We start from the raw sequence: 22,703 nt of genomic DNA on the forward strand, positions 1-22,703 counted from the left end.
TCCTTACGCGTTTGCGGCGCCCCGGTCCAGATGCCGGCTGACCGCAGGGGCGGCTATCATGCCGCATGCCATCGCCGCCAGGAACAGCGCACCCTGCCAGCTGTTATAGCTGAGCGAGGCCATTGCCGGGCCGGGGCAGAGGCCCACCAGGCCCCAGCCGATGCCGAACAGCACCGAACCAAGGACAAGCCGCCGGTCCAGCTCTGCAGAGGGCGGGGAGGGGAAACTTCCGCCGGCGGCGGGTTTGCGGCCTGCGGTCAACCGCCATGCCAGCGCCATCGGCAGCAGCGCCCCGCCCATCACAAAGGCCAGGGTGGGATCCCAATGGCCGAAGATATCCAGGAAGCCCTGCACCTTGGCGGTGTCAGTCATGCCTGACAGCATCAGTCCTGCCCCGAACAGGCTGCCTGCAAGCAAAGCCAGGATAATACGAAGCATCAGATCACCCCCAGCATCTGGCGCAGCACCGCGAGTGTGAGGACGCCTGCCAGCATGAAGACCGCAGTGGCCGCAATCCCGCGCAGGGACAGGCGGGAAATGCCGCAGACCCCGTGGCCGGAGGTGCAGCCATTGGCAACGCGCGTGCCGATGCCCACCAGCTGGCCGGCCAGCACCAGAACCGCAGCATTGCTTGTGACATGGGTATCCGGAGTGCCGCCAGTCAGCAACGCGATCAGCAGCGGCATGCCAATCACCCCGGCGATGAAGGCGATCCGCTCTGCCGCGGTGTTGCGGCCGCTGCCATCCAGCAGCCCGCCCAGGATACCGCTGGCACCCATGATCCGGCCGTTGCCGAGCAGATACACTGCGCCGCCAAGCCCGATCAGCAGGCCGCCGCCCAGTCCCCAAATCCAGTCTGCTTGCATCATTTTTCTCCGCTGGCCCGGTCAGATCTTGTTGACCGGGATCTTCAGGAACACATCGCCCTGGTCATCCGGCTCAGGCATCTGGCCTGCGCGCATGTTCACCTGCAGTGATGGCAGGATCAGCCGCGGCATTCCCAGCGTCGCATCGCGGGCGTCGCGCATTTCGACGAATTCCTCGATGCTGCGGCCCGCGCCCACATGCACGTTCAGCGCTTTCTGCTCGCCCACGGTGGTTTCCCAGGCATAGTCGTCGCGGCCCGGCGCCTTGTAGTCATGGCCGACGAAGATCCGGGTTTCATCCGGCAGCGCCAGGATTTTCTGGATGGAATTGTAAAGGTCGGCAGAGGAGCCGCCTGGAAAATCGCAGCGGGCGGTGCCGAAGTCGGGCATGAACAGCGTATCGCCCACAAAGGCGGCATCGCCGATCACATAGGTGAGGCAGGCCGGTGTATGGCCGGGTGTATGCAGCACCTCGCCGCGCAGCTGGCCGATCATGAAGCTGTCGCCTTCGCGGAACAGCTGGTCGAACTGGCTGCCGTCGCGTTGAAACTCGGTGCCTTCGTTGAACACCTTGCCGAATGTGTCCTGCACCACGGTAATCTGGTCGCCGATGCCGATCTTACCGCCCAGATGCTCTTGCAGATAGGGGGCGGCGGACAGGTGGTCGGCATGCACGTGGCTTTCCAGGATCCACTCCACCCGCAGCCCCTCGGCTTTGACCCAGGCGATGATGGTGTCGGCGGAGGCAGTGCTGGTGCGCCCGGCCGCGTGGTCAAAGTCCAGGACTGAGTCGATGATGGCGCAGGCCGTGCCTTCCGGATCGCGCACTGCATAAGACACCGTGTTGGTGGCTTCGTCGAAAAAAGCTTTGACGGCGGGGGTCATTTGTCAGTCTCCCTGGATGATGGGAAATCATATATCGATTTGAGAATATGTTTCAAGGCCGCCAGTGCTGAGAGCGGCAGGCGCCCTTGAAATCATCGCAGCAGTCTGATGTGTGTCAAGGTGGGCGATGCGGCGCTGCGCTAGCATGCCGGGGTGTTTAGTAAAGCCGCAAAAGCGGCAGCAGGCCGTAAAAGATGCGCAAATTTACGGCATGGAGAACAATTTTTGCGGGATTTCGTATTCCTGTTGCGAAATACTGTCAAAATCGCAGGACGTAGGGAGGACTGCTTATGACAATGGACGATCTGTTTCACACCGTCGAACAGCTGGAAAGCAGAATTCAGCGGGAGACCGGAGCCACCCGGCTGGCGATGCGGCCCGAATTCATCCGGCTGCTGGATCACATGCGCAAAAAGGGCGCAGAAGTCCCGCGCCGGTTCCGCCGGCTGGAAGCCGCGCTGTGCGAAGAAGCGGTGGAAGAGATGTTCGACAATATGCCGGTTTGACGGCAGGGGCGAGCCAGGCTTCAGCCCAGGAAAATTCCCACCATCACCAGCATCAGGCCCAAAACCGACAACAACAGGGCGCCCAGATTATAGGGCAGCACCGATTGCACCACAGCACGCAGCGCGTCGTCATCCAGTTTCTGGCGGCGGGCGCGTGCGACCTTGATGATGCACCAGACCAGCCCAAGCAGCCCGGCAACGGACAAGGCGGCTCCGGTCCAGACAATAAGATCGAACATAGGCGTGCTCCTGCGGGTTTTTCGCTGCGCCGCGCGTAGCTGATCCGGGCCGCGCGTGCAAGCCGTGCGGGCGCAGGTGCCGGATTTTGCCGCTTGGCGCGGCTCTGCCGCTTTCCCGGCTTGCGGCGCGGCGGGCGGGACGCTATCCCCTTGCTCCGACAGCAACAGACAGCATGTGCCGACGGAGCCGCAGATGGACATCACCGAAGACGAAAAGAGCGAAAACTACCGTGTGACCGCTGGCGAACTGCGCCAGTTTATCGAGCGGTTCGAGCGTCTGGACGAAGAGAAGAAGACCATCGCCGAGCAGCAGAAGGAAGTGATGGCCGAAGCCAAGGGGCGCGGCTATGACACCAAGGTGATGCGCAAAATCATCGCCCTGCGCAAGCGCGACGAGAACGACATCGCCGAAGAAGAGGCGGTGCTGGAAATGTACAAGGAAGCCTTGGACATGAAATAAAAGCGCTTACACGTGCTTTTAAGGACAAGTTCTCGGTAAGAGGGTTCATGTCGACAGCTTGCCCGGAATAGCGTAGCCCTCAGGTGGCGCAGTTGTTCCGGGCCAGCGGGCAACGAACACTCAAGTTATGTATTGAGGGATAAACCCTGGCTTCTACTCGCGACTAAGCGGGTACCACCGAGGAATGTCTGACGCGCTTGTAGAAGCAATAAAGGCAGATCCTCTCCCTAAGGCCCGCACTTTTGTTTCGGCGCCTTCAGCGCCGGAAGAAGTAAGGTCTGGCCTATATAGATCATTGCGCCAATTATGGTTGTGATGTGGTCTTTTCTGGTTGGTACGTTTTCTTTCGTAAAGAGTTGGGACTGGATGGCGCGGGCAGCATTCCTACGACTGAAATTGAAGTCTGTCTGTTATGTCTATTCGAAGGTGCTGTGAAATGCGTGTCAGTATGGAACGCTAACACTGCAGATTTAGAAGTCTGATCGAAAAATAGACAAGAGAACGCCGTACAACGCTGCGGTAGGGCTCTAGAGAGCTTCCTGGGTTTCCTTCACACCGTGACACTCAGTCCCTTGGCTGATCCAACCTGAACTTAGGCTGATTTGGTGCCTTTCTGCTAACTTCCCATGTCCGTAACTGAACTGGCCTACCGTTATGTTTAGGTAACGGAGGACTGAGAATGGCGAACAAGCGGCACAAGCCGGATGACCTGCCCCCCGCTGGTCCCTCGCTCATGAGGAGAGTCTGCGGGTTTGATTTTGGTAGTCGTCGGTTTCGGGCTTGGCAAGCGCGGCGGGCGCGGAACCCTCAAATAGCTCAAGCGCCTGCCGCGCTTGCTTTGGCGTTCTGTTCCCCAGCGAAGAGTGGGGCCTGACGTTGTTGTAATCGTAGCGCCACAGCGCCAGCTTGCGGCGGGCATCGTCCAGGGTATCGAACAGCTCTTCATTGAGAAGCTCGTCCCGCAGGCTGCCGTTGAACGACTCGATGAAGGCATTCTGCTGCGGTTTTCCGGGGTCGATGTAATGCCAATCCACGCCGTTCCTGTCGGCCCATTTCAGGATTGCCCGGCTGGTGAATTCCGTGCCGTTGTCGCTGACAATGCAAGCGGGTTTCCCGTAGATCCGGACGAGCGCGTCCAGCTCCCGGGCAACGCGCTCTCCTGAAATGCTGGTGTCCGCGGCCAGGCACAGGTTTTCCCGGCAGCAGTCATCATTCACGGCCAGGATGCGGAATTTCCGCGACGCGCCGAAGCTATCCGCCAGGAAGTCCAGGGACCAGCGCTGGTTGGGCTGCGTGGCTTCAGGCATCGGCGTTCGCGAGCCCCGGGCACGCTTGCGGCCCCGCCGCCTCCTTACCGCAAGGCCTTCTTCGCGGTAGAGCCGGTAGAGTTTCTTGTGGTTCATGATCATGCCTTTGCGCTCAAGCAGCACGCCGATCCGCCGGTAGCCGAACCGGCGGCGTTTGCCAGCGATCTCTTTCATCTCCTGGCGGATCTCGGGATGGTCGGGCGGGCGTTCGCGCCGGACCGTCTTGGGGTCGACACCGACAAGCCGGCAGGCCCTGCGCTGCGAGATGCCGTGATCCCGCATCGCAGTGAGCGCTGCCTCTCGCCGCTCTTTCGGTGTCGTCAGCTTTTTCCCAGCAGGTCTTTCAAAACCACGTTGTCGAGCATCGTGTCTGCCAGCAGCCGCTTCAGCTTGGCATTCTCATCTTCCAGCGCCTTCAGCCGCGCGGCCTCCGTAACCTCCATGCCGCCATATTTGGACTTCAGCTTGTAAAAGGTCGCCGGGCTCAGGCCGTGCCGTCGGCACACCTCTGCTGTCGGCATCCCGGCTTCCTGCTCTTTGATCATCCCAATGATTTGCGCCTCGGTGAAACGGCTCTTACGCATTCGTCTGCTCCTACATAGGTTGGGCAGACTCTACTTCATGGTGAGGGATTTTGCGGGGGGCAGGTCATGGCCTTCTTCGGAATTCGAGGAATGGGAACGGTTTTCTACATTGCCTACGCTCAAACGCATGCAGAGTTCAGTGACATCGACGCTGTTTGGCGTATCGCAGTTCTAACCATTCTGCTCTCGATCATAATCCACGGTTATGCGGCGAATTTTATGTTGAAAGACGAGACCTCTACGGCTGACAGAAGACATCCCCTCAAATCTGAAGGCAGGTCCAACTAGGGTCTGAACCTCGTTAACGGGGCGTCCCAGTCAAGCGGATTTAGGCAGGAAGATTGATCCTCTAAAGCGGTTTCTCCGGTTCCATTCTAGCCCGTTCTGCTTTCTCCCGTGGCATTCGGCTGAGGTCTTTCGGGTACATGCTTTCGTCCGTGGTTAGCGCGAGCCGTCTGCCGAAGGCAGGTTCTCTGCACCCGCGCGCCCGGCCAGCCGCCTGAGGCGGCGGCCAGCCTCCAAGACCACCACCGCATAAAGCCCCCAAAACAGCGGATGCAGGGTATAGCGCATGCGCTCCTGCTCGGGACCGTTCACCGCGTGCGCCACCCCCAGGAACAAGACCACGGACAGCAGCATCACCTGGAAGAACGCCCGCCTTGCCTCTTCCTGGTCCCGGCGCGCCAGCTCCACCAGCGCAATCACCGCAAACAGGTTCAGCGCCAGGGTCAGGAACCGCGACAGGCTGGGATCAATCACGATCTTGTTGTCTCCGGTCAGCACCCGATGGGTGTCGGGCAGCTTGGGGAAGCGGTCCCAATTGAGCGGCGGGAACAGGTATTCGTTCGGCCACAGCGACAGGCTGGTGGAGGCGCGCACAACGACACCGGCAGCATACCGCAGGGGGCTGGCCGAAATCACCTCCAGCGATTTCTTCAGGCAGGACTTGGAATAAGTGATCATCCGCGGATCATTCAGTGCGCTGCCCACGTGCCGGCCGATCAGCCCATGGGTCTCGGCAAAGGTCTTGAAGGAACAGCCCTCAATCCGCTCCGGCGCCACTTGCGAGACGTTCAGACCCAGCCAGCTGCCCGAGCTGAAGATGCCAAAGACTGCCTTGTTCTTGACCGACGGCAGCAGCGACACCGCCAGCGTCAGGGCCAGAATGGCGGCGCGCAGCGGTCCGGCACCGGCCTTGTACAGCACCAGGCCGCCAACCAGCAGGATGTATATCGGGTGAAACAGCGTCCAAGTCAGTGACAGGACCGCCAGAAAGGCACAGAACAGCAGGAAGTACAGCGTCCGGCGCGTTTTCAGCAGCATCAGGACGCAAAGGCAGGACAGGGCAAAAAGCGCTGCAGTGAAATGGGCATAGAGGATGAAGTTCTCGTAATAGAACACGGCCGGCGACAGCACGTAGGCCAGCGGCAGCAGCCAAGCCATCCGCCGCGACGGGGTTAGCAGGCGCAGGGCTGCGAACATGCTGGCTGCGGTCACGACCGTCAGCAGCACATGACTGCCCCAGATCAGCTGGATCATGCAGGCCTCCTGCGCATTGCAGGCCTTGGCCGCCAGCCCCAGCAGGAAGTTCCAGAACGGAGGCTGCGAATGCAAGGTTATCAGCGCATCCAGCAGCCCGTCATGCAGCTGCTGCACCGGCAGGTGCTGGTACGCCTCGGAGAGGTGGACGGGATCGGGGCGGATCTCCAGCAGCAGCGCCGCCAGGGCCCGGGACACCAGCACGATCACCGCAGCGGCAAGGGTGAATACCGTGGTTTCACGCGGCAGCGAAGCCGGCCCGAGCGCCGGTGAAGGCGCCGTGCCGGGAGCGTGTGGAGGAGTTGTCATGCCAGACCTCAAAGCTTTTTCCCGGTTATATGCGACCCGGCACGTGCAGGAAATTCCCCGCGCTGGACAACACCTGCGGCGCAGGCATCGGTGCAACAGGCGGTTCCGGCGCTGGCAAGTTGACACCTAGCCAAAAAGCAGAGCTGCTGGTACAAGCGGAGCAGGGACAAAACCTTCTTTCGGTTGACTTCATTTGACGACAGTTTCATCGCTTCCGGCCGGGCAGCCCGGCATGCTCGCCGTCGACCTGGATGGCACCCTGCTGCGCAGCAATATCCTCTATGAAAGCTTCTGGTCGTCCTTCGGCCGCGACTGGAAAAGCCCCCTTACCGCGGCGGTCGCGCTTCTGCAGGGGCGGGCGGCGCTGAAGCAGCATCTGGCCGGCACCTCGCGCATCGACGCGGCAAGCCTCCCTTATGACCCGGAGGTGATGGAGTATGTCAGGGACTGGCGGCAGCGCGGCGGCCAGACAGCGCTGGTGACCGCCAGCGATCAGTCCATCGCAGATGAGATTGCGGCCCATCTGGACCTGTTTGACGAGGTGCATGGCTCCAGCGGCACCGAAAACCTCAAAGGGCCGGTCAAGGCGGACTTTCTGCAAAGCCGGTTTGGCGCGGGCGGTTTTGCCTATATGGGGGACTCCCCTGCCGATCTGCCGGTCTGGCGGCTGGCGGCCAAGGCGGTCACGGTGAACGCCGCCCCGGCACTGCGCCAGAAGGCAGAGCAGGCCGCCTCCGACACCGAACACCTGGCAACGGCGGAGACCTCTCCGGCCGCGTATTTCAAGGCGCTGCGGCCGCATCAGTGGCTCAAGAACATCCTGGTCTTCCTGCCGATGCTGGCCGCGCATCAGCTGGACATGGTCACCCTGATGCAGTCACTGCTGGCGTTCCTCTCGTTCAGCCTGATCGCCTCCAGCGTTTATGTGGTGAATGACCTGCTGGATCTGAACGCCGACCGCGCTCATCCGCGCAAACGCTTCCGGCCCTTTGCTGCGGGTCGCATCCCGATCGAGCACGGCAGCTGGATGGCGGCGGCGCTGTTTCTGGGCGGATTGGCGGCGGCCCTGCCGCTGGGTCTTCTGTTCCTGGGCGTCATCCTGCTTTATTACGCGATGACAACGGCTTACTCCCTGCATTTCAAGCGGATGATCGTGATGGACATCTGCCTGCTGGCCGGGCTTTACACCATCCGCATCGCGGCGGGCGGCGCGGCCACCGGGATTCCGCTGTCGGTCTGGCTGCTGGCGTTTTCCATCTTCTTCTTCTTTTCGCTGGCCGCTGTGAAACGCCAGGCGGAGCTGGTCGACAGCGCCAAGCGCCAGCAGCTGACTGCCAAGGGGCGCGGCTACCATGTTGACGACCTGCCAGTGATCGCGATGATCGCCATCGCCGCGGGCTATGTCTCGGTTCTGGTTCTGGCACTCTACCTCAACTCGCCGGCGGTGGCCGGGCTTTACACCACTCCGCAGGGGCTGTGGGGGATTTGCTGCGTGCTGCTTTACTGGATCACCAGCACGGTGATGCTGGCCCACCGCGGTCAGATGCACGACGACCCGGTGGTCTATGCGGCGCGCGACCGCGGCAGCCAGCTGTGCTTCCTGATCGCGATGTCCTTTGCGGTCTGGAGCAGCGCGATATGACCCTGCAGCAGCTTCTGGTCCGCTACACCGCATTTGCGGCGGCTGCCACTGCTGTGAACCTCGCCACCCAGCGCGCGGTGCTGCAGGCGGGGGAGACCGGTGCCTATTTCACCGCCGCCATGGCCGCAGGAACCCTGGCCGGGCTGGTGGTCAAATACCTGCTCGACAAGCGCTGGATCTTCTTTGACCAGCAGGGCGGCCTGAAACACCAGGGCCGGACATTTTTACTGTACTCGGTGATGGGGGTTGCGACCACGGCAGTGTTCTGGATCACCGAGACGCTGTTCTGGCTTACCTGGGGCACCGATGCGGCCCGCGAGACCGGGGCGATACTGGGGCTGGTGATCGGCTACACGGTGAAATACCAGCTGGACCGGCATTTCGTTTTTGCCAGTCGAACTGCGGAGGCGGAATGAGGCGGCTGTCCGGCTGGGGCAACTACCCCGTCACCCAGGCGCAGCTGCTAGCGCCGCGCAGCGAGGCGGAGCTGCAGGAGCTGATCGCCCGCAATCCTTCCGTAATCGCCCGCGGCAACGGCCGCGCCTATGGCGACAGCGCGGCGGGCGTGCCAGCGACGCTGCATATGCGCCATTTCAGCAAGATGATCGCCTTTGATACGGAGACCGGCCTGTTGGTGGCGGAAAGCGGCGTGCTGCTGGGCGATATCATCTCAGCTTTCCTGCCGCGCGGCTGGTTTCCGCTGGTGGTGCCGGGCACCAAGTTCGTGACCCTGGGCGGTGCGATTGCCGCCGATGTGCATGGCAAGAACCACCATAAGGACGGCAGCTTCCGCAGCTGCCTGGAATGGGTCGATGTGATGGGGGCGGACGGCACGGTCCGCCGCTGCTCTGCCCGGGAAAACAGCGAGTTATTCAACTGGACCGCTGGCGGCATGGGGCTGACTGGCGTGATCCTTCGGGCCGCCATCCGCCTGCGCCAGGTGCCCTCTGCCTGGATCCGCCAGGAGACGCTACCGGCGGCAAATCTCGACGCTGCCATCGAAATCTTCGAACGCTCCGCCGCCGCAACCTATTCGGTTGCCTGGATCGACTGCCTGGCAGGCGGGGACACGCTGGGCCGGTCGCTGGTTATGCTGGGGGAACATGCCGGACTTCAGGAGCTCAGCTATGAACAGGTGGCGCGGCCCTATGCTGTCCCCGGCGCAGGCAAGCGCACCGTGCCGCCGGTGTTCCCATCCTTTGCACTGAACCGTTTCACCGTGCGCGCATTCAATGCTGCCTATTACTGGGCGGGTGCCCGCAAAGCCGGTCGGCAGATCACCGATTATGACAGCTACTTCTTCCCGCTCGACGCGCTTTTGGGCTGGAATCGGATCTACGGGCGCAAGGGCTTTGCCCAGTTCCAATGCGTGCTGCCGCTCAATAGCGCGCGGCCGGGCTTGCGCGCCTTGCTCCAGGCGATCTCCGCCGCCGGGCAGGGGTCTTTCCTGGCGGTGCTCAAACGGCTGGGGCCGCAGGACAGCCCTTTTTCCTTCCCGCTGGAGGGCTACACGCTGGCGCTGGACTTCCCGGTCAACCGCCGCAGCCTGCTGCTGATGCAGGAGCTCGACCGTATCACCATAGCCCACGGCGGCCGTTTCTACCTGGCCAAGGATAGCCGGATGAACCGGGACACGCTGCGCGCTGCCGACCCCAGGGCGGCAGAATTTGCCGGGATGCGGCAGATGTCCGGGCTGCACCCATCCTTCCAGTCCGCCCAGTCGCAAAGGCTTTCGCTATGACCAAATCCCCCGTTCTGATCCTTGGCGCCCGGTCTGACATCGGCCTGGCGGTCGCTCATGCCTATGCTGCGCAAGGCCACCCGGTGCAGCTGGCCGCCCGCAATGCCGGCGATCTGGACCCTCAGAAGACCGATCTGGAACTGCGCCACGGCGTGCCGGTCACCCTGCATGAATTCGATGCCTTGGCGCTGGAGGATCACGAGGGCTTTGCCGACGCGCTGCCTGAGCTGCCGGGTATTGCGGTCTGCGCGGTTGGGTTCATGGGAGAGCAGGCCGAGAGCGAAACCAGCCCCGCCGCCGCGGCGCGCGTGCTGCGCAGCAACTTAGAAGGCCCGGCCAGCATCCTGTCGGTTCTGGCCAGCCGGTTCGAGCAGCGCGGTTCCGGCACACTGGTCGGCATCAGCTCGGTTGCCGGCGACCGCGGCCGTGCCACCAATTACGTTTACGGCTCCGCCAAGGCAGGTTTTACCGCCTTCCTGTCCGGCTTGCGCAACCGGCTGGCCCGCCAGGGCGTGCATGTGGTCACCGTTCTACCGGGCTTTGTCGCCACGCAGATGACCGAAGGCATGGACCTGCCGGAAAAGCTGACCGCCCAGCCCGAGGAAGTCGCCCGCGCCATCACCGATGCCACCGCCAAGCAAAAAAGCATCGTCTATGTGCGGCCGGTCTGGCGGCTGATCATGCTGATCATCCGCAACATCCCGGAAGGCGTGTTCAAGAAGATGAGCATCTGAACAGCAGCGCACCCGCTCTACAAGGCGGGTTTGCTTCAGGCTTATAAGTTTTAAGCTTGAAATAAATCCCGCCGCGGCGCTATTGTCGGCAGCAGGCATTATCAGTAAAGGAGCCCAGCCATGCCGGCCATCAGTGTGCATCCCGAAGGGTGGAAGCCCGCCAAAGGTTACGCCAACGGCATGGTTGCAGAGGGCAAGCTGCTGTTTGTCGGCGGCCAGATCGGCTGGACCGCGGAACAGGTTTTCGAGGCGCAAGATTTCATCGGCCAGATGAGCCAGGCGCTGCGCAACATTCTGGAGGTGGTCGAAGCCGCAGGCGGCACCGCCGAAGACATCACCCGGTTGACCTGGTATGTAACTGACAAGGCGGAATACCTCGCCCACCAGGCGGAAGTCGGCAAAGCATACCGCGCGGTGATGGGCTATCACTTCCCGGCCATGACCATGGTCGTCGTCTCGGCGCTGGTCGAGGATGAAGCCAAAGTGGAAATCGAAGCCACAGCCGTGCTGCCCGGCTGACGCTGCGGATCAAGCACGGTTTCGTGAACGCTCTTCCCTTGCCCCCGGCCAGCCGCCACATTGGCTGGCGCAGTCAGGGGAGAGAGACATGCGTATCAATGCCGACTTCACCAAACGCGCCGCGGTGCATTTCGAGGACACGCCCTGGGTGCCCAGCCCGGCTCCGGGGGTAGAGCGCAAGATGCTCGACCGCGTCGGCGAGGAGGTTGCCCGCGCCACCACCATCGTCCGCTTTGCGCCGGGGTCCGCCTTTGATCCTCATGTGCATGACGGCGGCGAGGAGTTCCTGGTGCTGGACGGCGTGTTCCAGGATGAGCACGGCGATTTTCCCGCGGGCTCCTATGTCCGCAATCCACCCACCACCAGCCACACGCCCGCCGCGGTAGAGGGGGCGGTGATCCTTGTCAAGCTGCACCAGTTCGACCCCGCGGACCGCACCGAGGTCAAATCCCGCACCGATGACAGCACCTCTCAGCAGCAGCTGTTTCAGGACGCGGTCGAGACGGTGACGCTGCAAACCTGGGCGCCTGATCAGGCGGTCAACCTGGAGGCGCCCGGCGGGCTGGAGGTCTTTGTGGTCGAAGGCAGCTACAGCGAAAACGGCGAGGAATTCGCCCGCTGGGATTGGCTCCGCCTGCCGCCTGGCAGCCGGCTGGAGGCCCAGGCCGGTCCCGGCGGCGCGAAAGTATGGATGAAAACAGGCCATCTTGCGCAAATGACTGCTGAATAGGCATCGCGGTTTTATATTTTCAAAACAGTCTCTTGCATGCCGCTCCTCCGGGGGCGGCAAAATTTTTGCCTGCCTGAAAAATTTTACCAGTTGATAAAAAATCAGACTGTGGCACTCTGATTAGCAAGAACAACCGAAAATCAGGGAGACACCCAATGGCGACCAGCCATCAGGCATCCGGCATTCAGGCAGCGCGGCTTGACGCTGCCGGGATCGCTGAGAATTTCTCGGACTTGCACCCGCCCTATGAAGCGCATGAGGCCGCCGTGGCCGCCGATCGCTGCTATTTCTGCTATGACGCGCCCTGCATGACGGCCTGTCCGACCAGCATCGACATTCCCCAGTTCATCCGGGAAATCCAGGCAGGCCATCCCGAAAGCGCGGCCCGCACCATTCTGGAGCAGAATATCCTGGGCGGCATGTGCGCCCGGGTCTGCCCGACCGAAACCCTGTGCGAAGAGGTTTGCGTTCGGGAGACGGCAGAAGGCAAGCCGGTCGAGATCGGCCGCCTGCAGCGCTATGCCACCGACACGCTGATGGCGAAGGGGGAACATCCCTTCACCCGCGCCGCCGCGACCGGCAAGAAGGTGGCCGTTGTGGGGGCGGGCCCTGCGGGTTTGTCTGCGGCGCACCGGCTGGCGATGCTGGGCCATGACGTGGTGGTATATGACGCCAGGTCCAAGGCCGGCGGCCTCAATGAATTCGGTATTGCCGCCTATAAGACTACCAACGACTTTGCGCAGCGCGAAGTTGACTGGCTGCTGCAGATCGGCGGCATCACCATGGACTACGGCAAGAAACTCGGCGACGACTTGTCGCTGGATGCGCTGAAGGAGGCGTATGACGCGGTGTTCCTCTCCATCGGTCTGGCCGGGGTCAATGCCCTGCGCGCGCCGGGCGAGGATATGGACGGTGTCCGCGACGCGGTGGACTTCATCGCTGAGTTGCGGCAGGCGGACGATCTGACGGCGCTGCCGGTGGGCCGAAACGTGGTGGTGATCGGTGGCGGTATGACCGCCGTTGATGCCGCGGTGCAGTCCAAGCTTTTGGGCGCCGAAAACGTTACCATCGCCTACCGCCGCAGCCGCGAGGAGATGGGCGCGAGCCGGTTTGAGCAGGACTTGGCGGCCTCCAAGGGCGTCAAACTGATGTTCAACGTGATGCCGGTTGCGGTGCACGGCAATGGCGCAGCAGCAGAGGTGGAATTGGAGTATACTCAGGTCACGGACGGCAAGGTTTCCGGCACCGGTGAGACCGTGCGTTTGGCCGCGGATCAGCTGTTCAAGGCGATCGGCCAGACGCTGGAAGGCCAGCCGGACGCGCTGGCGCTGGAGGGCCGCAAGATCAAGGTGGACGCCAACGGGCGCACTTCCGTGGCTGGAGTCTGGGCCGGGGGCGATTGCGCATCGGGCGGCGAGGACCTCACCGTGACCGCCGTGGCGGAAGGCCGCGACGCTGCAATGGACATTCACTCCAGCCTGATGGGCTGAGCAAGCCAAGACCGGGAGACCGGTCCGAGCTGGCCTTAAGAGGAGAGATCAAATGGCTGATCTGACAACAGAATTTCTGGGGATCAAATCCCCCAACCCGTTCTGGCTGGCCTCCGCGCCGCCGACTGACAAGGAATACAACGTCCGCCGTGCCTTTGAGGCCGGATGGGGCGGCGTGGTCTGGAAGACGCTGGGTGCCGAAGGCCCGCCGGTGGTTAATGTGAACGGCCCGCGTTACGGCGCGATCTGGGGCGCTGACCGCCGCCTCTTGGGCCTCAACAATATCGAGCTGATCACCGACCGGCCGCTGCAGACCAACCTGGAGGAGATCACCCGGGTCAAGAAAGACTACCCGGACCGCGCCGTGATCGTCTCAATCATGGTGCCGTGCGAGGAGCAGGCGTGGAAAGACATCCTGCCGCAGGTCGAGGCCACCGGCGCCGATGGGATCGAGCTGAACTTCGGCTGCCCGCACGGCATGGCCGAGCGCGGCATGGGCTCCGCGGTGGGGCAGGTGCCGGAATACATCCAGATGGTCACCGAGTGGTGCAAGAAATACTATTCCAAACCGGTGATCGTGAAGCTGACGCCGAACATCACCGACATCCGCCACCCGGCGCGGGCGGCGCACGCCGGCAACGCCGATGCGGTCAGCCTGATCAACACCATCAACTCGATTACTTCGGTGGACCTCGACAGCATGGCGCCGGAGCCGACGATTGGCGGCAAGGGCACCCACGGCGGCTATTGCGGCCCGGCGGTAAAGCCGATTGCTCTGAACATGGTGGCGGAAATTGCCCGCGACCCGCAGACCCGCGGCCTGCCGATTTCCGCCATCGGCGGCGTCACCACCTGGCGCGACGCGGCGGAGTTCATGGCGTTGGGCGCAGGCAACGTGCAGGTCTGCACCGCGGCGATGACCTATGGCTTCAACGTTGTGAAGGAAATGATCTCGGGCCTGTCGAACTGGATGGACGAGAAAGGTTACACCTCCACCCAGGACTTCATCGGCATGGCGGTGCCGAATGTAACCGACTGGCAGTATCTGGACCTGAACTATGTGACCAAGGCCAAGATCAGCCAGGACGACTGCATCAAATGCGGCCGCTGCTACGCGGCGTGCGAGGACACCTCGCACCAGGCAATTGCGATGAGCGAAGACCGGGTGTTCACCGTGAAGGACGACGAATGCGTCGCCTGCAACCTTTGTGTGAACGTCTGTCCGGTGGAAGGCTGCGTTACCATGGAGGAGGTGCCCGCAGGCCAGATCGACGAGCGGACCGGCGAGGTGGTCTCGGGCGAGTATGCCAACTGGACTACGCATCCGAACAACCCGTCGGCCACGGCCGCGGAGTGAGAAAAACGCGCTCTGACGGGCACGTGCCTCCGGCGGGGGTGTTTGGAGCAAGAGGAAAGGGCGGTCTATCCGGACCGCCTTTTTCATGTCAGCTTTTGGGCGTAAGCATCCGACGGTACAGGGTTTCCAGATACTCCGGCGCGGCGTCGAACGGGTCTTCTTCCCCCATCAGCGTGCGCACCTGGGCGTCGAAATCTGCGTAATGCTGAGTCAGCGACCAGATCGAGAACAACAGGTGCTGGGGGTGCGCCCGGTTGATCCGCCCGGCATCCATCCAGTCCTGCAGCAGCTGCGCCTTTTCCTCCACCAGCACCTTTAGGTCGGTCGCGATCACCTCGCGCAGCCGCGGTGCACCCTGTACGATTTCATTGGCATAAAGGCGGCTTTCGCGCGGGAAATCCCGGCTCATCTGCAGCTTGCGCTGCACATAGGCGAGGATCTCCTCCAGCGGATCGCCCTCAGGGTTCAGGCTGCGCAGGGGGTCCAGCCAGGTGTCCAGCAGCCCCGTCATCAGTTCGTTAAAAATGGCTTCCTTGGAAGGGAAGTAGTAAAGAAGGTTCGGTTTCGACAGCCCCGCCGCCTTTGCGATCTGATCCACGGTCGCGCCGCGGAAGCCGTGGCTGGAAAACACGTCCAGCGCCGCTTCCAGGATGGCAGCGCGATTCTTCTTCTGAATGCGGGTGGGCGCGCGGTCTGCGGGCATGGTCGTCCTTGTCTGGTTCTGCCGCCTGGGGCCGGCGAAAGCACGGAATTTCACCTGTTTCCTGCATCGGGGCCGTTTTTTGCAAGGCTCTTGCGGCAATTTCTTGACTGATGGTGAACCCGTGATAGCGTGAGTTTGACCAGTTGGTCAAATCAATGTCCGGATAGCGAACAGACCGGCTTGGTGAAGGACCAGCATTCGAAGCCACCTAACACGGCGTCAAGCCGGAGCAAGCCTGCAAAGACGGGCGCACAGGGAAGGAAGCTCGAGATGACGTCGCTTGGACAGAATCTGAAAATCAATGGCGACAGGCTGTGGGACAGCCTGATGGAGATGGCCAAAATAGGCCCCGGTGTGGCGGGCGGCAACAACCGCCAGACGCTGACGGATGAGGACGGCGAAGGCCGCGCGCTGTTCCGGAAATGGTGCGAAGAGGCTGGCTGCACCATGGGGCTGGACCAGATGGGCAACATGTTTGCAATGCGTGCAGGCACCGACCCGGACGCGCTGCCGGTCTATGTCGGCTCGCACCTGGATACCCAGCCGACCGGCGGCAAGTACGACGGTGTTCTGGGGGTGCTGGCGGGGCTGGAGCTGATCCGCTCGCTCAACGACATGAACATCAAGACCAAGCACCCGATCGTGGCCACCAACTTCACCAACGAGGAAGGCACCCGCTATGCGCCGGCCATGCTGTCGTCGGGGGTGTTTGCCGGTATTCACACCCAGGACTGGGCCTATGAGAGGGAAGACGCGGAAGGCAAGAAATTCGGCGATGAGTTGAAGCGCATCGGCTGGCGCGGCGAGGAGGAAACCGGTGCCCGGAAGATGCATGCTTTCTTTGAGCTGCACATCGAACAAGGGCCGATCCTGGAGGCCGAGGGCAAGGATATCGGTGTCGTGACCCACGGCCAGGGCCTCAGCTGGACACAGGTGACCATCACCGGCAAGGACGCGCACACCGGCTCCACCCCGATGCCGATGCGCCGCAACGCGGGCCTTGCGATGGCGCGGATCCTGGAGCAGGTGGACGAGATCGCCTGGAGCCACGCGCCCCATGCGGTCGGCGCCGCGGGCCATATCGACGTTTGCCCGAACTCGCGCAACGTGATCCCCGGCAAGGTGGTCTTTACCGTCGATTTCCGCAGCCCGGAGCTGGATGTGATCACCGATATGGAAAACCGCCTGCGCGAGAAGGGCACCCGGATTGCCGAGGAAATGGGAGTAGAGATCGAGTTCGAGAAGGTCGGCGGCTTTGATCCCGTGGCCTTTGACGACGGCTGCGTGAGTGCGGTGCGCAATGCGGCGGAGCGGCTGGGCTATTCGCATCTGGATATCATCTCGGGCGCAGGCCACGATGCCTGCTGGATCAACCGGGTGGCGCCGACGGCTATGGTGATGTGCCCCTGTGTCGATGGCCTGAGTCACAACGAGGCCGAGGAGATCAGCAAGGAATGGGCCGAGGCTGGTGCCAATGTGCTGTTCCACGCGGTGGTCGAGACAGCGGAAATCGTGGAGTAGGGGGCGCTGCCCCCGCGGCCCCTTGGGCCGCTCCCCCGGAGTGTTTCCGGAAAGATGAAACACGCTGCGCCAGACAGCGGAAGAGATAAGTGGAGGCGTGAAAATACGCCCCGATTCAGGGAGTTAAAACCATGAGTAAAGTCATCAAGAACGGCACCATCGTGACAGCCGATCTGACCTACAAGGCGGATGTGCTGATCGAAAACGGGGTGATCACGCAGATCGGCCCGAACCTGAAAGGCGACGAGGAGCTGGACGCCACCGGCTGCTATGTGATGCCGGGCGGGATTGATCCGCACACCCATCTGGAGATGCCCTTCATGGGCACCTACAGCTCGGACGACTTTGAGTCCGGCACCCGCGCAGGGCTGGCGGGCGGCACCACCATGGTGGTGGACTTCGCGCTGCCCAACCCGGGCGAAAGCCTGCTGGACGCGCTGAAGCGCTGGGACAACAAGTCAACCCGCGCCAACTGCGACTACTCCTTCCACATGGCTGTGACCTGGTGGGGCGAGCAGGTCTTCGACGATATCAAGACCGTAATCCAGGAGCGCGGCATCAACACCTTCAAGCACTTCATGGCCTACAAGGGCGCGCTGATGGTGAATGATGATGAACTCTATGCTTCTTTCCAGCGGCTGGCAGAGCTGGGCGGCATTGCCATGGTGCATGCGGAAAACGGCGATGTGGTGGCGGAATTGTCGGCCAAACTGCTGGCACAGGGCAACACCGGCCCGGAGGCGCACGCCTACTCCCGCCCGCCGCAGGTGGAGGGCGAGGCGACCAACCGTGCGATCATGATTGCCGATATGGCAGGTGTGCCGCTGTACGTGGTGCATACCTCCTGCGAGGAGAGCCACGAGGCGATCCGCCGTGCCCGGATGCAGGGCAAGCGGGTCTGGGGCGAGCCGCTGATCCAGCATCTGACCCTGGATGAGAGCGAGTATTTCAACAAGGATTGGGACCACGCCGCCCGCCGGGTGATGTCACCGCCGTTCCGAAACAAGCAGCACCAGGACAGCCTGTGGGCCGGTCTGCAGTCGGGCTCCTTGTCGGTTGTGGCGACGGATCACTGCGCCTTTACCACTGAGCAGAAGCGCACTGGTGTTGGCGATTTCACCAAGATCCCGAATGGCACCGGCGGCCTTGAGGACAGGATGCCGATGCTGTGGACGCATGGCGTGGAAACCGGCCGGCTGACCCCGAATGAGTTTGTTGCGGTTACGTCAACAAACATCGCCAAGATCCTGAATTGCTACCCGAAAAAGGGCGCGGTGCTGGTTGGTGCTGACGCCGATCTGGTGGTCTGGGACCCGGACAAGCGCAAGACGATTTCGGCGGATACGCAGCAGTCCTCGATCGACTACAACGTGTTCGAGGGGCATGAGGTGAAGGGCCTGCCGCGCTTTACCCTGACCCGCGGCCATGTGGCGGTGCATGACGGCGAGATCAAGTGCCAGGAGGGCCACGGCAAGTTCGTCGCCCGGGAGGCCAACACCACGGTGAACAAGGCGCTGTCGACCTGGAAGGAACTGACGGCGCCGCGCCCGGTAGAGCGCACCGGCATCCCGGCAACAGGCGTGTAAATCAGGAGCGGGCTGCCGGTAACGGCGGCCCGTTTTCCTGTGTGAAATCAAGGCGAAGATATGAATATGGAACCGACCACCCAGGCAATCCGTCCCGAGGCCGCCGCGTCCGCACCTGCCCCCGCTGACTGCGTGATCGAGGCCCGGAATCTGGACCTGACCTTCCAGACCAACGACGGGCCGGTGCATGCGCTGAAGGATGTGAGCCTGGAAATCAACAAAGGCGATTTTGTCTCCTTCATCGGGCCTTCGGGCTGCGGCAAGACCACCTTTCTGCGCTGTATCGCGGCGCTGGAGACACCGACCGGTGGCAGCCTGAGCGTCAACGGCATGACCCCGGATGAGGCGCGCCGGAACCGGGCCTATGGCTATGTGTTCCAAGCGGCGGGGCTGTACCCGTGGAGGACCATCTCCAAGAACATCAAGCTGCCGCTGGAGATCATGGGGTATTCCAAGGCGGAGCAGGAAAAGCGCGTTAACCAGGTGCTGGAGCTTGTTGAATTGTCAGGTTTTGGCGGCAAGTTCCCCTGGCAGCTGTCGGGTGGGATGCAGCAGCGGGCCAGCATCGCGCGGGCGCTGGCGTTTGATGCCGATATCCTGTTGATGGATGAACCTTTCGGGGCGCTGGATGAGATCGTGCGCGACCATCTGAACGAACAGCTCTTGAAGCTGTGGGCGCGGACTAACAAGACCATCGGCTTTGTCACCCACTCGATCCCGGAGGCGGTGTATCTGTCGACCAAGATCGTGGTAATGTCGCCGCGGCCGGGGCGCATCCATGATGTCATCGACAGCACCTTGCCCAAGGAGCGGCCGCTGGATATCCGCGACAGCCCGGAATTTATCGAGATCGCCCACCGGGTGCGCGAGGGCCTGCGGGCGGGGCATGGCGATGACTGAACTTGCCAGAACGACCCGCCGGAATTGGGGGGTGCCATCCGTGCACCCCCTGTACACCCCCTGTGCACCGGTTGGCTGCCGTTTGCGGAGGGTGCAGCGATGAAGAACCTTGTTGCCGTCCTTACCGTTGTCGCGGCCATTATCGCCCTTTGGTATGCGGCCTGCGTGCCGATGAACATCAAGGGCGTGCTGGATCAGGCAGAGCGGGCAGGGGCGGAAGTGGTCCCGGCCACCGCCAAGGCGCGCCGGGACATGAGCGAGATCGGGCTGGTGGCGAAGAACACATTTGCCATCAATGACACCTGGGTGCAGGACCGCCCGCGGCTGCCCGCGCCGCATCAGGTGGCGGTGGAGCTGTGGGAGACCACGGTGGAGAAGAAGATCACCTCCAAGCGCAGCCTGATCTACCATGCGCAGGTGACGCTGTCGGCAACCCTGCTGGGGTTTGCCATCGGCACTGGCCTCGGCATCCTGCTGGCGGTGGGCATCGTGCACAGCCGGGTGATGGATATGTCGGTGATGCCCTGGGCAATTGTCAGCCAGACCATCCCGATCATCGCGCTGGCGCCGATGATCATCGTGGTTCTCTATTCCATCGGGGTGCAGGGGATCATCCCGAAGGCGGTGATCTCGGCCTACCTCAGCTTTTTCCCGGTGGTAGTTGGTATGGTGAAGGGCTTGCGCGCGCCGGATGCGATGCAGCTGGATCTGCTGAAGACGTATAATGCCAATACGAACCAGGGGTTCTGGAAGCTGCGGCTGCCGTCCTCGATGCCGTATCTGTTCGCGTCGCTGAAAATCGGCATTGCGGCGTCGCTGGTTGGGGCCATTGTCGGCGAACTGCCGACCGGCGCGGTTGCGGGCCTTGGCGCGCGGCTGCTGGCCGGCAGCTACTATGGCCAGACGGTGCAGATTTGGTCGGCGCTGTTTGCGGCGGCAATTCTGGCGGCGGCGCTGGTGGCCTTGCTGAGCTTGATCGAGAAGCTGGTCCTGAGCCGGATGGGGGTGCGGGCATGATGGATGTTTGGAGGGAGGGCTCTGCCCTCGCCGCTGCGCGGCTCACCCGGGATATTTTTGGCCAGAAGAACAGGGGGATCCTGTCATGATCATGGTGGTTCTTGCCGTTCTGGTCTGGTGTTTGGGGTGGTGGCTGAACAGCCGGCTGGCCAATAGCCCGGCGTCGAAAACCCGTGCGGTGCAGCTCTTGGTGCCGGCCATCTTCGGCATAACCGTGCTGCTGGTGTGGGAGCTGCTGGTGCGGGGGCTGGAGGTATCGCTGGTGATCCTGCCTGCGCCTTCGGTGATTGCGGAGCGGTTCATGGAGAGCCTTCCCATTCTATGGGCAGATTTTGCCCAGACGATCCTGAAGGGCGCGCTTGGCGGCTATGTGATCGGCTGCGGCGCGGCCTTCCTGACCGCGATCCTGGTGGATCGCAGCGAGTTCCTGCGCCGCGGGCTGCTGCCGGTGGGGAACTTTGTCGCCGCGCTGCCGATTGTCGGCACCGCGCCGATCCTGGTGATGTGGTTCGGGTTCGACTGGCAGTCCAAGGCCGCCGTCGTCGTGGTCATGGTGTTCTTTCCGATGCTGGTGAACACTGTGGCGGGCTTGCGAGAGACTTCGGCGATGCAGCGCGATCTGATGCAGACCTATGCGGCGACCTACTGGCAGAGCTTCTTCAAGCTGCGGCTGCCTGCGGCGCTGCCGTTTGTGTTCAACGGCCTCAAGATCTCCACCACCCTGGCGCTGATCGGTGCGATTGTGGCGGAATTCTTTGGTTCGCCCACAGTCGGGATGGGGTTCCGCATCTCCACCAGCGTCGGCCAGCTGGCGCTGGATATGGTCTGGGCCGAAATCGTGGTGGCCGCGCTGGCGGGATCGGCCTTTTACGGGCTGGTGGCGCTGGTCGAGAAAAGCTTCACCTTCTGGCACCCGTCGCAGCGGGGCTGACAGGAAGAAACCATCCCGCCAGGCGCGGGGCGGCTTTGCCGGAAATTTGCGCGGGGCGCCCGCAAGGGCAGGCCTGATAAAGAAAAAACTTTGAACGGATGGCCGAACCCGGGCAAGCTTCACATCATAATCAATAGGGAGAAATGAGACATGAAACATATTTTGACTGCGGCGGCTTTGGCGCTGGGGGCAACCGGGGCGGCGCAGGCGGCGGATGATGTGACGCTGCAGCTGAAGTGGGTGACCCAGGCGCAGTTCGCGGGTTATTACGTGGCGCTGGACAAGGGGTTCTACGAGGAAGAAGACCTGAATGTTACCATCCTGCCGGGCGGCCCGGATATTGCGCCGACCCAGGTGATTGCCGGCGGCGGCGCCGATGTGACGGTGGAATGGATGCCTGCGGCGCTGGCGGCCCGCGAAAAGGGCCTGCCGCTGGTCAATATCGCGCAGCCGTTCAAATCCTCCGGCATGATGCTGACCTGCTGGAAGGACACTGGCATCGCAGCTCCGGAAGACCTGGCCAACCGTACCCTGGGCGTCTGGTTCTTCGGCAATGAGTTCCCCTTTATGAGCTGGATGAGCCAGCTGGGCATCTCCACCGAAGGCAAGGGCGAGAGCGGCGTGGAAGTGCTGAAGCAGGGCTTTAACGTCGACCCGCTGCTGCAGCGCCAGGCGGACTGCATTTCGACCATGACCTATAATGAATACTGGCAGGTCATCGACGCAGGGGTGTCGCCGGATGAGCTGATCACTTTCAAGTATGAGGACCAGGGCGTCGCCACGCTGGAAGATGGGCTTTATGTGCTGGAGGAGAACCTCGGGAACCCTGAGTTCGCGGACAAGATGGAGCGCTTTGTGCGGGCCTCGATGAAGGGCTGGAAATATGCCGAGGAGAATCCTGACGAGGCGGCGGAGATCGTGCTCGACAATGACGCCTCCGGCGCCCAGACCGAGGAGCACCAGAAACGGATGATGGGCGAGATCGCCAAGCTGACCGCAGGCAGCAACGGCGCGCTGGACCCGGCGGACTATGAGCGGACCGTTTCCACGCTGATGGGCGGGGGGTCCGACCCGGTGATCACCAAGGAGCCGGAAGGCGCCTGGACGCACGCGATTACCGATGCGGCCCTGAAATAA

General features: G+C 62.5%; 23 protein-coding genes. 16 read left to right on the forward strand and 7 right to left on the reverse strand.

Going from position 1 to position 22,703, the window contains the following annotated elements:
- Positions 1-3: 3 nt before the first annotated feature.
- From AC5STI_RS02950 to AC5STI_RS02960, 3 genes are read right to left on the reverse strand one after another with little or no spacing between them, the layout of a single operon-like run.
- Complete coding sequence (locus AC5STI_RS02950; protein WP_490399494.1) at positions 4-438, reverse strand: DUF6691 family protein; 435 nt, start codon at positions 436-438, stop codon at positions 4-6.
- Complete coding sequence (locus tag AC5STI_RS02955) at positions 438-866, reverse strand: YeeE/YedE family protein (RefSeq protein ID WP_495445523.1); 429 nt, start codon at positions 864-866, stop codon at positions 438-440. Before AC5STI_RS02955 ends, AC5STI_RS02950 begins: the two co-directional genes overlap by 1 nt.
- Before the next feature lie 21 nt (positions 867-887).
- Positions 888-1,751, reverse strand: coding sequence for an MBL fold metallo-hydrolase (locus AC5STI_RS02960; protein ID WP_490399492.1), 864 nt, complete (start codon positions 1,749-1,751; stop codon positions 888-890).
- A gap of 290 nt (positions 1,752-2,041) precedes the next feature.
- On the opposite strand from AC5STI_RS02960, the gene AC5STI_RS02965 reads away from it, so the two are divergent.
- Complete coding sequence (locus tag AC5STI_RS02965; RefSeq protein ID WP_475051454.1) at positions 2,042-2,257, forward strand: hypothetical protein; 216 nt, start codon at positions 2,042-2,044, stop codon at positions 2,255-2,257.
- Between the two features lie 20 nt (positions 2,258-2,277).
- Here the strand turns inward: AC5STI_RS02965 and AC5STI_RS02970 are convergent, their stop codons facing one another.
- Positions 2,278-2,496: a hypothetical protein gene (locus tag AC5STI_RS02970; RefSeq protein ID WP_475051457.1), complete on the reverse strand. Its 219-nt coding sequence runs from the start codon at positions 2,494-2,496 to the stop codon at positions 2,278-2,280.
- A gap of 193 nt (positions 2,497-2,689) precedes the next feature.
- Between AC5STI_RS02970 and AC5STI_RS02975 the strand changes: the two genes are divergently transcribed.
- Positions 2,690-2,956: a DUF2312 domain-containing protein gene (locus tag AC5STI_RS02975; protein WP_475051459.1), complete on the forward strand. Its 267-nt coding sequence runs from the start codon at positions 2,690-2,692 to the stop codon at positions 2,954-2,956.
- Positions 2,957-3,687: 731 nt separating this feature from the next.
- On the opposite strand, the gene AC5STI_RS02980 is transcribed toward AC5STI_RS02975, so the two are convergent.
- Positions 3,688-4,847, reverse strand: a protein-coding gene (locus AC5STI_RS02980) for an IS3 family transposase (protein ID WP_495445279.1) whose coding sequence is annotated in 2 segments (ribosomal slippage) — positions 3,688-4,589 and positions 4,589-4,847 — 1,161 coding nt in all. Because the reading frame shifts where the segments join, the coding sequence is not laid out codon by codon here.
- Positions 4,848-5,288: 441 nt separating this feature from the next.
- Positions 5,289-6,695 carry a hypothetical protein gene (locus AC5STI_RS02985; protein ID WP_495445524.1) on the reverse strand — a complete coding sequence of 469 codons (1,407 nt, stop codon included), beginning with the start codon at positions 6,693-6,695 and terminating at the stop codon, positions 5,289-5,291.
- Between the two features lie 232 nt (positions 6,696-6,927).
- Here AC5STI_RS02985 and AC5STI_RS02990 point away from each other — a divergent pair, with 232 nt between their 5' ends.
- The 8 genes from AC5STI_RS02990 to preA all read left to right on the forward strand — a co-directional run bounded on the left by AC5STI_RS02990 (position 6,928) and on the right by preA (position 14,908).
- Positions 6,928-8,337, forward strand: coding sequence for a UbiA family prenyltransferase (locus AC5STI_RS02990; protein WP_495445525.1), 1,410 nt, complete (start codon positions 6,928-6,930; stop codon positions 8,335-8,337).
- Positions 8,334-8,753, forward strand: a complete 420-nt coding sequence (locus AC5STI_RS02995) for a GtrA family protein (protein ID WP_495445526.1) — start codon at positions 8,334-8,336, stop codon at positions 8,751-8,753. Before AC5STI_RS02990 ends, AC5STI_RS02995 begins: the two co-directional genes overlap by 4 nt.
- Positions 8,750-10,078 carry an FAD-binding oxidoreductase gene (locus tag AC5STI_RS03000; protein ID WP_495445527.1) on the forward strand — a complete coding sequence of 443 codons (1,329 nt, stop codon included), beginning with the start codon at positions 8,750-8,752 and terminating at the stop codon, positions 10,076-10,078. The genes AC5STI_RS02995 and AC5STI_RS03000 overlap by 4 nt, the downstream gene beginning before the upstream one ends.
- Positions 10,075-10,812, forward strand: a complete 738-nt coding sequence (locus AC5STI_RS03005) for an SDR family oxidoreductase (RefSeq protein ID WP_495445528.1) — start codon at positions 10,075-10,077, stop codon at positions 10,810-10,812. Before AC5STI_RS03000 ends, AC5STI_RS03005 begins: the two co-directional genes overlap by 4 nt.
- A gap of 120 nt (positions 10,813-10,932) precedes the next feature.
- Complete coding sequence (locus AC5STI_RS03010) at positions 10,933-11,331, forward strand: RidA family protein (protein WP_475051537.1); 399 nt, start codon at positions 10,933-10,935, stop codon at positions 11,329-11,331.
- Between the two features lie 88 nt (positions 11,332-11,419).
- Complete coding sequence (locus AC5STI_RS03015; protein WP_495445529.1) at positions 11,420-12,061, forward strand: cupin domain-containing protein; 642 nt, start codon at positions 11,420-11,422, stop codon at positions 12,059-12,061.
- Positions 12,062-12,216: 155 nt separating this feature from the next.
- On the forward strand, positions 12,217-13,551 hold the full coding sequence (locus AC5STI_RS03020; RefSeq protein WP_495445530.1) for an NAD(P)-dependent oxidoreductase: 1,335 nt from the start codon (positions 12,217-12,219) through the stop codon (positions 13,549-13,551).
- 52 nt (positions 13,552-13,603) lie between these two features.
- Positions 13,604-14,908, forward strand: coding sequence for an NAD-dependent dihydropyrimidine dehydrogenase subunit PreA (gene preA, locus AC5STI_RS03025; RefSeq protein ID WP_495445531.1), 1,305 nt, complete (start codon positions 13,604-13,606; stop codon positions 14,906-14,908).
- An 88-nt stretch (positions 14,909-14,996) separates the two neighbouring features.
- On the opposite strand, the gene AC5STI_RS03030 is transcribed toward preA, so the two are convergent.
- Positions 14,997-15,611 carry a TetR family transcriptional regulator C-terminal domain-containing protein gene (locus AC5STI_RS03030; protein WP_495445532.1) on the reverse strand — a complete coding sequence of 205 codons (615 nt, stop codon included), beginning with the start codon at positions 15,609-15,611 and terminating at the stop codon, positions 14,997-14,999.
- Positions 15,612-15,881: 270 nt separating this feature from the next.
- Here AC5STI_RS03030 and AC5STI_RS03035 point away from each other — a divergent pair, with 270 nt between their 5' ends.
- The 6 genes from AC5STI_RS03035 to AC5STI_RS03060 all read left to right on the forward strand — a co-directional run bounded on the left by AC5STI_RS03035 (position 15,882) and on the right by AC5STI_RS03060 (position 22,703).
- Entirely contained in the window at positions 15,882-17,132 is a 1,251-nt protein-coding gene (locus AC5STI_RS03035) for a Zn-dependent hydrolase (RefSeq protein WP_495445533.1), read from the forward strand.
- Positions 17,133-17,263: 131 nt separating this feature from the next.
- Positions 17,264-18,718, forward strand: a complete 1,455-nt coding sequence (gene hydA / locus AC5STI_RS03040; RefSeq protein WP_495445534.1) for a dihydropyrimidinase — start codon at positions 17,264-17,266, stop codon at positions 18,716-18,718.
- A 60-nt stretch (positions 18,719-18,778) separates the two neighbouring features.
- Positions 18,779-19,618 (forward strand): ABC transporter ATP-binding protein, encoded by an 840-nt coding sequence (locus tag AC5STI_RS03045; protein ID WP_366661730.1) that lies wholly within the window; start codon positions 18,779-18,781, stop codon positions 19,616-19,618.
- A gap of 99 nt (positions 19,619-19,717) precedes the next feature.
- Positions 19,718-20,635 (forward strand): ABC transporter permease, encoded by a 918-nt coding sequence (locus tag AC5STI_RS03050; RefSeq protein ID WP_495445535.1) that lies wholly within the window; start codon positions 19,718-19,720, stop codon positions 20,633-20,635.
- An 85-nt stretch (positions 20,636-20,720) separates the two neighbouring features.
- Positions 20,721-21,566, forward strand: coding sequence for an ABC transporter permease (locus AC5STI_RS03055; protein ID WP_495445536.1), 846 nt, complete (start codon positions 20,721-20,723; stop codon positions 21,564-21,566).
- Between the two features lie 150 nt (positions 21,567-21,716).
- Positions 21,717-22,703 carry an ABC transporter substrate-binding protein gene (locus AC5STI_RS03060; protein WP_475051559.1) on the forward strand — a complete coding sequence of 329 codons (987 nt, stop codon included), beginning with the start codon at positions 21,717-21,719 and terminating at the stop codon, positions 22,701-22,703.

This window comes from Leisingera sp. CC-HEC096 (assembly GCF_059429235.1).